Below are 12,629 nucleotides of genomic sequence, written 5' to 3' on the forward strand. Positions count from 1 at the left end.
AAGGCCCGACTCCCAAAGGGGGTCGGGCCTTTCTGCCGATGAATGCCGTCAGCCGCGGGAAGGCTCGTTGGCCTCGTCCGGGTGCTCGGCGAGACGGTCGATGGCCTCCTGTGCGATCTTCTCGGCGTCGGCCTTGCCGGTCCAGCCACCGGGGAAGACCTCTTTGCCCGGCTCCAGGTCTTTGTAGTGCTCGAAGAAGTGGGCGATGGCCTTGAGTTCGAACTCCGGCACGTCACCGATGTCCTGGATGTGGTCCCAGCGAACGTCCTTGGCCGGCACGGCCAGCAACTTGTCGTCGCCACCGGCCTCGTCGGTCATGCGGAACATGCCCACGATGCGGGCGCGGACGATCACGCCGGGGAACACGGACTCGGGCAGCAGGACCATCGCGTCCAGTGGGTCGCCGTCCTCGCCGAGGGTCCCGTCGATGAATCCGTAGTCGGCCGGATAGCCCATCGAGGTGTACAAATAGCGGTCGAGGTACACCTTCCCGGACTCATGGTCGACCTCGTACTTGTTGCGCTGTCCCTTGGGGATCTCGATGGTGACGTCGAAGTCCACGGTGCCTCCTGATGCATTGTGCGTAGCCGGTCCCAAAATCGACTCAACGATACTGTGGAGACCTGGAACCGTCGCGCTCGGCGGGACCGTGGCGGGAAACTCTGACCGGAGGTAACAAGTGGCAGGCAGTGCGCGCAGCCGCAAGGGGCTGCTGTGGACGCTGGTTCCGGTGGTGGTCCTGATCGTGGTGGCCGCAATCGTGCTGGTGATCGCACTACGTGTCGATCAGGATTCGGATGCGCTTCCCGAGGGTGCAGTTCCGCAACCGTCGCCGGCATCGCTGACCCCCCGGATCAACCCGGTGGCCGCGGATGCCCCGTCACCGACCCCGGACGGCGTGCGTGCCGATCTCACGCAGGCCCTGGCCAACCCCGATCTCGGCCAGCTGTCGGGCGAGATCTCCGATGCCGTGAGCGGTCAGACCCTGTGGTCGGCCACCCCCAGCCGGCCGATGGTGCCCGCGTCGACGATCAAGGTCCTCACCGCCTCTGCGGCGCTCGTGGCGCTGCCCCACGACAAGCGCATCACGACCACCGTGGTCGCGGGTGCGGGCGGCCAGGTGATCCTGGTGGGAGCCGGCGATCCGACGTTGTCGGCGCAGCCTGCGGGCGCGCAGACGTTCTTCACCGATGCCCCACGCATCAGTGAGCTGGCCGACCAGATCAAGAAAGCCGGCATCAACGTGACGTCGGTGGCCGTGGACACCAGCGGATTCAGTGGCCCGACGATGGCGCAGAGCTGGGACCCGGCGGATATCGCCGGGGGCAACATCACGCCGATCGAATCGCTGATCGCCGACTCCGGCCGGATCGATCCGCTCGAGATCGACTCGCCTCGAACCGCCACCCCTGCGGTCACGGCCGGGGCTGCGCTGGCGTCCGCGCTCGGGGTCGACTCCGCGGTGGCGCAGGCGACGGCGCCTGCCGAAGCCCAGGTGATCGCGCAGGTGGAGTCCGCGCCGCTGGTCACCCGGCTCGGCGACATGATGCGGGCCAGTGACAACGTGCTGGCCGAAACCGTGTCCATCGAGATCGCGGCGGCCACCGGTGGCAGGCCCACCATGGCAGGCGGAATCGACGCGGTGCGGAAAGCGTTGAGCGACTATGGGTTCAACATGAACGGCACAGTATTCGCTGACGTCAGCGGGCTGTCAGAAGACAATCGGATCTCGGCGGGTCTCCTCGACAAGGTGGTCAACGCAGGCGCCGGCACGGCGCAACCCAAACTCCGGCCGCTGTTGGACATGCTGCCGGTGGCCGGGGCCACGGGAACCCTCGCCGAACGCTTCGCGACCGAGAACCAGGCCGGAGCGGGCTGGGTCCGGGCCAAGACCGGAACCCTCACGGGCGCAAGCGCGCTGGTCGGCGTGGTACAGACGAGAGAAGGTCGCGTGTTGAGTTTTGCCCTGATGTCCAACGGGACATCGCCGGATGTCGCGAGACCCGCGCTCGACGCGATCGCGGTGGCGCTGCGCGACTGTGGGTGCCGATGAGTATCGACTGGCAGCTCGCCGCCACGGTCGGCAAGAAGGTCGCCAGGCCCGGGCCGATCACCACCGGCTACACCCTGACCGCGGCACGTGAGGAGTTGGCGTCCTCTGCGGTGGCCGCGGAAGCACCGGTCCGCGAGGTCACCGGTCTGGCAGATGGTCTGCCGGTCCCGACTGCCCGGATCCTGGACCGCGGCGGCTGGATCGAGGCGGCGACGCTGTCGATGTCGGCGATGCTCGACACCGAGGAGGAGGACTCGAAGCCGGGGATCAGTGGCCGCCTCGCCGGTGTTCAGGCGGGCGGAGTGCTGGCGTTGCTCTCGGGGGCGATACTCGGCCAGTACGATCCGTTCACCCCTGATCCGGAGTCGGGCAACGACGGAGTGCTGATGTTGGTCACCCCCAACATCATCGCCGTCGAACGAGCGTTGCACGTGGTGCCCGGTGACTTCCGGTTGTGGGTGTGCCTGCACGAGGTGACCCACCGGGTGCAGTTCTCGGCCAATCCCTGGTTGCGTGATTACATGTCGTCGAACGTCGAGGCCCTCACCGCAGAGAACAGCGAGTCGAGCAGCGAGATGGTCGGTCGTATCAGCGCCGCAATGAAGAACGGCCGGCAGCGCGAGAAGGGGATCGTCGGGGCGATGCAACTGCTGCAGTCGCCCGAGCAGTACGAGGCCTTCAGCCGCATGATGATGCTGGGGACCTTGCTCGAAGGCCACGCCGACCATGTGATGGACGCGGTGGGGCCCGCCAAGGTGCCCACAGTCGATCGGATCCGTACCGCCTTCGACAAGCGCCGCACCCGGCCGCAGAATCCCGTGCAGCGGCTGCTGCGTGCTCTTCTGGGAATGGACGCCAAACTCGCCCAATACATCCGGGGCAAGGCTTTTGTGGACGAAGTGGTGGGGACCGTGGGCATGACCCGGTTCAACGCCATCTGGACCGGTCCCGAGACGATGCCGTTGCCCACCGAGATCGAACAGCCACGATTGTGGATCGACCGGGTGCTGTGAGATCAGCTGCGGTCGCCGAGATCACCGGCGCCGTGGCCGACTTCGTCGATCGGTATCCGACGGGCACCGACGTCTGTGTCGCCTTGTCCGGTGGCGCGGACTCGCTGGCCCTGACCGCCGCGGCACTTCGTGCGGATCTCGGGGTCCGGGCGCTGATCGTCGACCATGGCCTGCAGCCCGGTTCTGCGGCGGTGGCCGAGCGCGCCGCCCTTGCCGCGACCGAACTGGGTGCGGACGCACGGGTACTGCGCGTCGAGGTGGGCCGCACCGGTGGATTGGAGGCAGCCGCCCGGACAGCGCGCTATCGAGCTCTGGACGACGCCCGAGAGGGCCTGCCGGTGTTGCTCGGGCACACGCTTGACGATCAGGCCGAAACCGTCCTCCTGGGACTGGCGCGGGGCTCGGGCGCCCGTTCCATCGCGGGGATGAAGCAGTGGGCTGCGCCGCTGGGTAGGCCGTTGCTGTCCATCAGGCGAGCAGCCACCCGGGCCGCATGCTCCGAGCTCGGGCTCTCGCCCCATGACGACCCGCACAACGTAGACCCCCGGTTCACGCGCGTGCGGCTACGCAACGACGTGCTGCCGCTGCTCGAAGAGGTTTTGCACGGAGGAGTCGCGCAGGCGCTGGCCCGCACCGCAGGGCAGCTGCGCGACGACCTCGACGTCGTCGAGCACGTTGTCGACCAGCACCAAGCGGTGATCGCGGCCGACGTCGTCGATTGCGCCGATCTCGCGGTACTCGCGCCGGCGATCCGGTCGCGGCTGCTGCGGCGGTGGCTGCTGCATCAGGGGGCGACCGAACCGTCCGAGAGTGTGGTCAAGGCGGTCGAGGCATTGGTGAACGACTGGCGTGGACAGGGTCCGGTCGCCGTTGGCGGCGACCACACTCATCGCCTGGAGATAGCACGACGCGACGCCCGACTGGTCGTCGAACGCCGCGTGCGCTGAAGGTTGTTGCTAGTTCGCCGGTGGGGTGAACGGCGAGTTGATGGTGTTGAAGAACTGGATCGCTGCCCCGACCAACGTCGGACCGCCGACGGCGATGGTTCCGATGATGGTGCCGATCCCGGCCCCGGCGACCAGGCCCGGGAAGCACCCGACCCCGACGCCGACGAACGCCCCGACGACGCAGCCGAGGACACCGCCGACGATGGTTCCGATCAGCCCACCGACCGCCACCGACACCGAGACGTAGGTGCCCAGTGTGGACAACGCCTGGGTGTCGCGTTCTTGCTGGGTCCGGGGACCGTCGGCGACCTGCTTGCGGACGGTGTCGCTGACGTTCACCTTGGTGCCGCCCTCGCGGACCGGGGTGAGGGTCGCGGTGTTGCCGGTGATGTCGGCGATGATCGGGAACTGCTGGTCTTCGAGGTTGTAGAGCAGCGGGATCGAGGCGGCGACGTTGCCCTTGGCATCGACGATCTGGAATTGACCACCCGAGGTGCGGAGTGATCCGACGTCGGTGGAGAAGACGACGTGGTCTCCGACGACGTCGGCGGTGTAACCGATGTCGGTCGACGGCGGAGCAGCGTTCGCCGGTGCCGCGGTGACAAGGCCCGCGACGGTCGCCGCGGTGGCGAAGATGGCGATCAATCCGTTTCTGAGTTTCATTCGAGTTCCTGAGTTCATGGGCGCTGTCGTTCTACCCGGTCCGTGTCTTCCCCCCACGCGCCCTGATTCGATCTTTCCGCCTCGTTCGACCGCGGTGGTCGAACGCCCCGAACTGCGTCTGGATTCGGCCCGTGGAATCTTGCGTACACTGCCTGCGTCTTTCAAGCTCCGTCAGTTAATCAGAAGTGAGCTTCAAGCTCATACTTTTCCCATAACTTCATTCGGTTGGGGGAGCGGACGGCGCATCCACGCGGTGACCTCCGGTCGGGTTGAGGCATGATGAGGTACGTGATGCAGCAGCGCGACCCATATGGCAACGACATCGAAGCGATTGTGGTCACCGAGGAGCAGATCTCGGCACGGATCGCTGAACTCGCGCAGACCGTAGGGGAGCGATATCGCGATGCTCCCGATGATCTGGTGCTCATCGGAGTACTCAAGGGCGCGGTGATGTTCATGACCGACTTCGCCCGGGCGCTGCCCATCCCGTCGCAACTGGAGTTCATGGCGGTGAGCTCGTACGGATCGTCGACGTCGTCATCGGGTGTGGTCCGGATTCTGAAAGACCTCGATCGCGACATCCACGACCGCGACGTCGTCATCGTCGAGGACATCATCGACTCCGGACTGACCCTGTCGTGGTTGATCAAGAACCTGCGTACCCGCCACCCGCGCTCCCTCGAGGTGTGCACCCTGCTCCGCAAGCCCGACGCGATCCGCGTCGACGTCCAGGTGAAGGACGTCGGGTTCGACATCCCCAACGAGTTCGTCGTGGGATACGGCCTCGACTACGCGGAGCGGTACCGGGACCTGCCGTACGTGGGACGGCTGCACCCACAGGTCTACACGGACTGAGGGCTGTCGTGACCGCCGTCGAGATCGCGTCGAGAGTACGCGCCGGGCAACTGGACCCGGTGTCGGTGACCAGGGAATCCCTGGAACGGATCGCCCAGCGCGACGGTGAGATCGGCGCGTTCGTGAAGGTGCGGGCAGACAAGGCGATCGCCGAGGCGGAACTCCTCACCGCTCATCCGGATCTGGCCGAGCTGCCGCTCGCCGGGGTGCCGATCGCGATCAAGGACAACGTCTCCGTCGCCGGCGAGCCGATGACGATTGGTTCCGAGGCGACCTCACGGGCGCCTCAGCTCAGTGACCACACCGTCGTGCGGCGGCTGCGCGCCGCCGGCGCGGTGGTGGTGGGCCTGACCGCGGTCCCCGAGCTGTGTATGTGGGGCACCACCGACAACCCCGCCGTGACCACGCGTAACCCGTGGAATCCCGCGCGTACCCCGGGCGGATCGTCTGGTGGGTCGGCGGCAGCGATCGCCAGCGGGCAGGTGGTCTTGGCCCACGGCAACGACGGTCTCGGCTCGATCCGGATTCCCGCCGCAGATTGCGGTCTGTTCGGGATCAAACCCGGCTTGGGCGTGGTGCCGCGCGAGTTCGGCGGCAACGGCTGGTTCAACATGAGCGAAAACGGGCCGCTGGCGACCACCGTCGCCGACGCTGCGCTGATGCTGGGCGTGATGGCCGACGATCTCGAGCTGGCGCGCGCCGGGACTGACTCCGATCCCGGACATCTGAGAATTGTTGTAGCGGAGAACTTCCCGCTGGCGGTGGGCAAGGCTGACAGGCACTGGGCCCAGGCCCAGGCCAGTTGCAGCGGGGTGCTGGCGGATCTGGGGCACCGCGTACCGCATGCCGACCTGCCGTACCCGGCCAACCCGGCTCCGTTGCTGTTGCGGTGGTTCGCGGGCGCTGCGGCAGACGCGGACAGCATTGCCGAGGCGGGCGGCGACCTCGCCAAACTTCAGCGCCGCAGCAAGACGCACACGGCTTTGGGCCGGGCCGTCAGCCGATTCGACCTGGTCCACGACGTGCAGGTGAGCACAGTGGAGCAGAAGGTGCTCGCCTACCTCGATCGCAACAAGGCCGATCTGCTGCTCACTCCCATGCTGGCCACCCCACCCTTGAAGGCGCAACGGTGGAGCGCCAAGGGCTGGGCGTCGAACATGTGGGCCAACTTCAACTACGCGCCGTATGCGGGATTGTTCAACCTGCTCGGTTGGCCGGCGATGTCGGTGCCCTTCGGTGTGCATCCCGTCTCCCGGACTCCGATGGCGGTTCAGTTCGCAGGCCGGCCCGGGTCGGAGGCGTTGCTGCTGAAGCTCGCCGCGCAACTCGAAGCTGCCCGCCCCTGGCAGAGGGTCGCACCAGGGTATGGAGGAGCCCGCTCGAAGAACTTCGCTTCGCTCGTGAAACTCCATGAGCAGGGCGAGGTTGTGTGAGCTATCCACACTTCTGTCGTGTCCACAGGCTTTGCCGTTGACGCCTCGGTGGGCCGTCCTGCTCGCAATGGGTCCGCAATGCTCTGGACGTGGGGGATTTCGGAGCCTACTGCTCACAGAACTGCGCTTCGCTCGTGAAGTTTCACAAGCATGCAGGAGGAAAGTGAGCGAAGTCCTAAATTCTGCCCGCAGGGAACGCTCGACCACGACGAATCGTTGACGGGTAGCCTGATGTTTCAGACATCCCGACTGGAAGGACGCGCCGAGATCACAGCGAGGGCCACCTGCGTGGCCGTCGGGATCGGCTGACACACCTCAATGAACCGCAAGACTGTCTTTCGCAACCTGGCGATCGTCGCCGTCATCGTGCTGGCGATCTGGGGTTGGACCGTGCTCCGGGACGACAACCGCGACTACAAGGCCGTCGACACCTCGGTGGCGATGACCCAACTCAACATCAAGAACGTCGACGAGGTGCAGATCGACGACCGTGAGCAGACGCTGCGGATGACGTTGAAGGATCCTGTCAACGGCGACAAGAAGATCTCGTCGAAGTATCCGGCCCAGACCACGGAAGAGGTCTTCGACCGGGTGGACGCCTCGGGCGCCGTCTACCAGACGAACGTCAACAAAGAGTCGTTCCTGATGCAGATGCTGATCTTCATCCTGCCGCTGATCCTGCTCTTCGGACTGTTCTTCTTCGTGATGAGCCGGATGCAGGGTGGCGGCAAGGGCGGCGTCATGGGCTTCGGCAAGTCCAAGGCCAAAGAGCTCAACAAGGACATGCCGAGCACCACGTTCGCCGACGTCGCAGGTGCGGACGAGGCGGTCGAAGAACTTTTCGAGATCAAGGACTTCCTGCAGAACCCGGCCCGTTACCAGGCTCTCGGCGCGAAGATCCCCAAGGGTGTCCTGCTGTTCGGCCCTCCCGGAACCGGTAAGACGCTGCTCGCGCGCGCCGTTGCCGGCGAGGCCGGCGTCCCCTTCTTCACGATCTCCGGCTCGGACTTCGTAGAGATGTTCGTCGGTGTCGGTGCCTCCCGCGTGCGAGACATGTTCGAGCAGGCGAAGAAGAACAGCCCCTGCATCATCTTCGTCGACGAGATCGACGCAGTCGGACGTCAGCGTGGGGCCGGCCTCGGCGGTGGACACGACGAGCGGGAACAGACCCTCAACCAGCTGCTCGTCGAGATGGACGGATTCGGTGAGCGTTCGGGGGTCATCCTCATCGCAGCCACCAACCGCCCCGACATCCTCGATCCCGCATTGCTTCGCCCCGGCCGTTTCGACCGGCAGATCCCCGTCGGCAACCCCGACATCGCAGGACGCAAGGCGATCCTGAATGTCCACGCGCAGGGCAAGCCGATCGACGCTGACGCCGACCTCGACGGTCTGGCCAAGCGGACACCGGGCATGTCCGGAGCGGACCTGGCCAACGTCATCAACGAGGCCGCACTCCTTGCGGCCCGCGAGAACCGCACCTCCATCACCGCCGAGCTCCTCGAGGAGTCCGTCGACCGCGTGGTGGGCGGTCCGCGCCGCAAGAGCCGGATCATCAGCGAACACGAAAAGAAGATCGTCGCGTACCACGAGGGCGGGCACACGCTCGCCGCATGGGCGATGCCCGATCTCGACCCCATCTACAAGGTCACGATCCTGGCCCGCGGACGCACCGGCGGTCACGCGTTGGCAGTCCCGGAGCAGGACAAAGACCTGATGACCCGGTCGGAGATGATCGCCCGTCTGGTGATGGCCATGGGTGGCCGTGCCGCTGAAGAACTCGTCTTCCACGAGCCGACCACCGGTGCCTCGTCCGATATCGACCAGGCGACCAAGATCGCGCGGGCGATGGTCACCGAATACGGCATGAGCGCGCGCCTCGGCGCGGTGCGTTACGGCCAGGAGCAGGGGGACCCGTTCCTGGGCCGGTCGATGGGAGCGCAGTCCGACTACTCGGCCGAGGTCGCCGGTGAGATCGACGACGAGGTGCGCCGCCTGATCGAGGCCGCACACACCGAGGCCTGGGCGATTCTCACCGAGTACCGAGACATCCTCGACGTCCTCGCGACCCAACTGCTCGAACGCGAAACCCTCACCCGCAAGGATCTCGAGAAGATCTTCGACAAGGTGGAGAAGCGTCCGCGCATCACGACGTTCAACGAGTTCGGTGATCGCACCCCCAGCGACAAGCCTCCGGTGAAGACCCCGGGTGAGCTGGCGAAGGAGCGGGGCGAGCCGTGGCCGCCGGAACCGCCGCGTTCCCCCGAGCTCGCCAAGGTCGGGCCGCATACGCAGCCGGGTCCCGGCGAACTACCGGGCCAGCAGTACCCGCCCCAGACCCCGTACCCGCAGCACCAGGGCACGCCCCAACAGGGTGGGGCGCCCGGTGGCACCCGCCCCGACTACGGCGCTCCCGCGGGTTGGTCGGCCCCAGGTTGGCCCCCCTCCGGTGGCCCGAACGGCGCCGGCCAGAACGGTGGACCCCACAACGGTGGTCAGCAGAACGGTGGTCAGCAGAACGGGGGCTACCAGAACGGCGGGTACCAGAACGGTGCGCCGTCCAACGGTGGACAACCGCCTGTGAATCCCTACGGTCAGCCTGGTACCCCCTACGGGCAGCCGCCGACGAACGGTCACCACAACGGCGGCCACGATGGCCAGAACGGCCATCCGCCCTCTAACGGACAGAACGGACAATGACGTCTCGCGAAAAGCTGACCGCAATCACCCCCTTCGACGCCGACCGCGCAGAACGAGCTGTTCGTGAGCTGCTGATCGCGGTGGGTGAAGACCCTGATCGTGACGGTCTCAAAGAGACCCCGGCCCGGGTGGCCCGGGCGTATCAAGAGATGTTCGGGGGGCTGCACTCCGACCCGGACGAGGTCCTCGCGACCACCTTCGATGTCGGACACGACGAGCTGGTGCTCGTCAAAGACATTCCGATGTACTCGACGTGCGAGCACCATCTGGTCTCGTTCCACGGCGTCGCGCACGTCGGATACATCCCGGGTGCCAGTGGCCAGGTGACTGGGTTGTCCAAGCTGGCCCGGGTCGTCGACCTGTACGCCCGCCGCCCGCAGGTCCAGGAACGCCTGACCACGCAGATCGCCGATGCGATCGTCCGCAAACTCGAACCGCGGGGCGTGATCGTGGTGATCGAGGCAGAGCACCTGTGCATGGCGATGCGCGGCATCCGCAAGCCCGGTGCGTCCACCACGACCTCCGCGGTGCGCGGGCAGTTCAAGACCAGCGCGGTGTCGCGCGGCGAAGCCCTGGATTTGATCTCCCGACGGAGTTGATTTCCGCAAGGGAGGGGCTGACCACATGAGCACGGTCATCGTGGGCGTCGTGAACGTGACAGCTGACTCGTTCTCCGACGGCGGACGGTACCTGGACACCGACGCTGCCATCGCTCACGGCATCGCACTTGCGAGCAGCGGTGCCGACATCATCGACGTCGGCGGTGAGTCGACTCGGCCGGGGGCGCAACGGGTCGATCCCGCCCTGGAGATCGCCCGGGTCACCCCCGTCATCAAAGGCCTTGCCGCTCACGGCATAGCGACGTCCGTCGACACCATGCGAGCCGTCGTCGCCGAGCAGGCGATCGAGGCAGGCGCCGCGATAGTCAACGATGTGTCGGGCGGACGCAGCGATGCCGACATGGCGAAAGTGGTGGCGAACGCCCGGGTTCCGTGGATCCTGATGCACTGGCGCCCGTCCGACCCCTCGTTCACCCATCGCCGCGGCGAGAAGGGCGGGTATCGCGACGTGGTCGCGGAGGTGAGCGGAGAACTGCTCGCGCAGGTCGACGCCGCGACCACCGCCGGGGTCGACCCGGCGACCCTGATCCTGGACCCGGGGCTGGGTTTCGCCAAGACCGCCGAGCACAACTGGGCTCTGCTGCATGCGCTGCCGACTCTTGTCGGTCTCGGGTACCCGGTGCTTGTCGGCGCCTCCCGGAAACGATTCCTCGGTTCATTGCTGGCCGACGCCGCCGGTGAGCCGCGCCCTCCCGACGGTCGAGAGATCGCGACGGCTGCGCTCAGCGCGCTGGCGGCAGCGAACGGCGCATGGGGTGTGCGTGTGCACGATGTCGCTGCGAGCCGGGATGCGGTGGCGGTTGCCGATGCGTGGGCCGCGGGCGCCGCCCGGCCGGCAGCGGCACACGGAACTCGACCGCACTTCGGGGTCGACCAGGCGAAGGGACACGATGGCTGATCGAATCGAATTGCGTGGGTTGAAGGTTCGGGGAAACCACGGCGTTTTTGATCACGAGCGCCAGGACGGTCAGGATTTTGTCGTCGACGTCATCCTGTGGGTGGATTCGCGGATCGCGGCGGCCACCGACGATCTCGCCGACACCGTCGACTACGGGGCGCTGGCCCATCTGGCGTACGACATCATCGCCGGGACCCCTCGCAATCTCATCGAGACGGTCGCCGCGGAGATCGCGGACCGGATCATGCTGGAGACCGAACAGGTGCTGGCGTGTGAGGTGACACTGCACAAGCCCTCGGCACCAATCGATCTGGCGTTCGACGATGTCGCGGTGGTGGCGAGACGCTCTCGCAAGGGTTCCCAGTGACCCGGGCGGTGTTGTCGATCGGCTCCAACATCGGTGACCGACTGGCCCATCTGCAGTTGGTGTGTGAGCGATTGGGGACCGCGGTCGTCGCCGCGTCCGGGGTGTACTCCACCCCGCCCTGGGGCGGCGTGGAGCAGGAAGAATTCCTCAACGCCGTGCTGATCGTCGATGATGACGAGCGTGATGGCAGGCAGTGGTTGGCGGCCGGTCAGGAATTGGAGCGGGAGGCGGATCGGGTACGCGTGCAGCGCTGGGGTCCAAGGACTCTCGACGTGGACGTGATCTCGATGCCGTACGACGACACCGAGGTGATCTCGGATGACCCGGTGCTGACCCTGCCGCACCCGCGCGCCGCGGAGCGGGCTTTTGTACTCGTCCCATGGCTCGAGGCCGACCCCGGCGCAGCCGTGTGGCATGCCGGTGTCAGGGTGCCGGTGGTGGAGTTGCTCGCCGCACTGCCCGCGTCCGAGCGTGACGGCGTCACCCGCACCGACGACCGGCTGGTCATCACCGGCAGCGGGCCTCGATGAGAGGCGATCCGCCCGAGAACGAGAACGCGATGGGTCCCACCCGGGTGCGCGACCTGTCGATCCTGGCCGCAGTGATCGCCGTCGTCGTCTTCCTCGTGGTCCGGATCAGTTACGGGTCCATGCCGCCGCTGCCGTTGCTCGCCGGAATCGTCCTGTATGTGCTTGCGGCCCTTGAAGTTGTCATCGCCTTTGTGGTTCGGGCCCGGGTCGCAGGCAGGCAGGTCGGCTCTCATCACGGCCAATTGCACCCGTTGACCGCCGCCCGGGTTCTGGCGCTGGCCAAGGCGTCGGCGATCCTCGGGGCCATCGCCACCGGTGTCTGGGCCGGCACCCTGGTGTATCTGCTCAGCCAACAGGGCGATCTGGCGGCGGCGGAGCACGACCGGCCCGGCACGATCATCGGGTTGATCGGCGGTGTGTTGCTGGCGGCCGCAGCGCTCTGGCTCGAATATTGCTGCCGCACGCCTGACGACCCGTCCGACGATCTCGTCACGTGAGGACGCGAGGCAACAGCGGATATCGGCGAACCGGCACCGGATCGAGCTCCCAT

13 protein-coding genes are annotated in these 12,629 nt (G+C 66.7%); 11 read left to right on the forward strand and 2 right to left on the reverse strand.

Annotated features, from left to right (window positions below; translation table 11 throughout):
* Positions 1–48: 48 nt before the first annotated feature.
* Positions 49–561: an inorganic diphosphatase gene (locus DFR67_RS03190; RefSeq protein ID WP_110467994.1), complete on the reverse strand. Its 513-nt coding sequence runs from the start codon at positions 559–561 to the stop codon at positions 49–51.
* Between the two features lie 118 nt (positions 562–679).
* Here DFR67_RS03190 and dacB point away from each other — a divergent pair, with 118 nt between their 5' ends.
* The 3 genes from dacB to tilS are packed head-to-tail and all read left to right on the forward strand — an operon-like array spanning position 680 to position 4,013.
* The gene (gene dacB / locus DFR67_RS03195; RefSeq protein ID WP_245937694.1) at positions 680–2,053 is read left to right on the forward strand and encodes a D-alanyl-D-alanine carboxypeptidase/D-alanyl-D-alanine endopeptidase; all 1,374 of its coding nucleotides are present in this window, start codon (positions 680–682) and stop codon (positions 2,051–2,053) included.
* The gene (locus DFR67_RS03200) at positions 2,050–3,066 is read left to right on the forward strand and encodes a zinc-dependent metalloprotease (RefSeq protein ID WP_110468295.1); all 1,017 of its coding nucleotides are present in this window, start codon (positions 2,050–2,052) and stop codon (positions 3,064–3,066) included. Before dacB ends, DFR67_RS03200 begins: the two co-directional genes overlap by 4 nt.
* Entirely contained in the window at positions 3,063–4,013 is a 951-nt protein-coding gene (gene tilS, locus DFR67_RS03205) for a tRNA lysidine(34) synthetase TilS (RefSeq protein WP_110468297.1), read from the forward strand. The genes DFR67_RS03200 and tilS overlap by 4 nt, the downstream gene beginning before the upstream one ends.
* A gap of 9 nt (positions 4,014–4,022) precedes the next feature.
* On the opposite strand, the gene DFR67_RS03210 is transcribed toward tilS, so the two are convergent.
* On the reverse strand, positions 4,023–4,676 hold the full coding sequence (locus tag DFR67_RS03210; protein WP_110467995.1) for a DUF8020 domain-containing protein: 654 nt from the start codon (positions 4,674–4,676) through the stop codon (positions 4,023–4,025).
* Positions 4,677–4,967: 291 nt separating this feature from the next.
* Between DFR67_RS03210 and hpt the strand changes: the two genes are divergently transcribed.
* From hpt to DFR67_RS03250, 8 genes are all read left to right on the forward strand, one after another.
* Positions 4,968–5,531, forward strand: a complete 564-nt coding sequence (hpt, locus tag DFR67_RS03215) for a hypoxanthine phosphoribosyltransferase (protein ID WP_084837317.1) — start codon at positions 4,968–4,970, stop codon at positions 5,529–5,531.
* Positions 5,532–5,539: 8 nt separating this feature from the next.
* Positions 5,540–6,964 (forward strand): amidase, encoded by a 1,425-nt coding sequence (locus DFR67_RS03220; RefSeq protein ID WP_110467996.1) that lies wholly within the window; start codon positions 5,540–5,542, stop codon positions 6,962–6,964.
* 318 nt (positions 6,965–7,282) lie between these two features.
* Complete coding sequence (ftsH, locus tag DFR67_RS03225; protein WP_110467997.1) at positions 7,283–9,664, forward strand: ATP-dependent zinc metalloprotease FtsH; 2,382 nt, start codon at positions 7,283–7,285, stop codon at positions 9,662–9,664.
* Positions 9,661–10,263 carry a GTP cyclohydrolase I FolE gene (gene folE, locus DFR67_RS03230; RefSeq protein WP_110467998.1) on the forward strand — a complete coding sequence of 201 codons (603 nt, stop codon included), beginning with the start codon at positions 9,661–9,663 and terminating at the stop codon, positions 10,261–10,263. Before ftsH ends, folE begins: the two co-directional genes overlap by 4 nt.
* A 25-nt stretch (positions 10,264–10,288) precedes the next feature.
* Positions 10,289–11,182 (forward strand): dihydropteroate synthase, encoded by an 894-nt coding sequence (gene folP / locus DFR67_RS03235; RefSeq protein WP_245937695.1) that lies wholly within the window; start codon positions 10,289–10,291, stop codon positions 11,180–11,182.
* Complete coding sequence (gene folB, locus DFR67_RS03240; RefSeq protein WP_110467999.1) at positions 11,175–11,549, forward strand: dihydroneopterin aldolase; 375 nt, start codon at positions 11,175–11,177, stop codon at positions 11,547–11,549. Before folP ends, folB begins: the two co-directional genes overlap by 8 nt.
* Positions 11,546–12,079 (forward strand): 2-amino-4-hydroxy-6-hydroxymethyldihydropteridine diphosphokinase, encoded by a 534-nt coding sequence (folK, locus tag DFR67_RS03245; protein ID WP_110468000.1) that lies wholly within the window; start codon positions 11,546–11,548, stop codon positions 12,077–12,079. The genes folB and folK overlap by 4 nt, the downstream gene beginning before the upstream one ends.
* A complete protein-coding gene (locus tag DFR67_RS03250) occupies positions 12,076–12,576 on the forward strand; it encodes a DUF3180 domain-containing protein (protein WP_245937696.1) in 501 nt (166 codons plus the stop codon). Before folK ends, DFR67_RS03250 begins: the two co-directional genes overlap by 4 nt.
* Positions 12,577–12,629: the final 53 nt, after the last annotated feature.

Source organism: Williamsia limnetica, from assembly GCF_003217475.1.
Lineage (GTDB): Bacteria > Actinomycetota > Actinomycetes > Mycobacteriales > Mycobacteriaceae > Williamsia > Williamsia limnetica.